Annotated in this window: 1 protein-coding gene; it reads right to left on the bottom strand. The window is 34.5% G+C overall.

Annotated features, from left to right (window positions below):
- Positions 1-440, bottom strand: a 440-nt coding sequence (locus LS81_RS12280; RefSeq protein ID WP_237022250.1) for a methyl-accepting chemotaxis protein, incomplete at both ends; no start/stop codon positions are given.

Here is a 440-nt window from a genome sequence, read left to right as displayed (position 1 = left end):
TACCTTGTGCTTGTTCTTTAATAGATTCTGCCATATCATTAATGCTTTGCACTAAGATATTTGTATTTGCTTCAATCTCACCTAGAGATTTTTGTGTTCGCTCTGCTAGTTTTCTTACTTCATCAGCTACAACTGCAAAGCCTCTACCATGCTCTCCTGCTCTTGCTGCTTCTATTGCAGCATTTAATGCTAATAAATTTGTTTGATCTGCTATATCTCTAATAATACCTATAACATTTTTAATGTCTTCACTTTGTGTGATAACTTCATTTGTTCTGCCACTTACATTTTGCATTGAGCTTGTAATTTCTTCGACTGATGCTGCAGTTTGTTGTAATGAACTTGCTTGTGTGTTTGAGCTTTGTGTAAGTGCAGTTACTGCTTCTTCTAAATCTTTTGATTTAGATTCTAGTTCTTTAGCAAAGCCTTGACTTGTATAA

The sequence above is a fragment of the Helicobacter trogontum genome, assembly GCF_000765905.2.
Lineage (GTDB): Bacteria > Campylobacterota > Campylobacteria > Campylobacterales > Helicobacteraceae > Helicobacter_A > Helicobacter_A trogontum.
The sequence above is the reverse complement of the archived record's forward strand: the minus strand, read 5'-3'. Positions and strand labels throughout refer to the sequence as shown.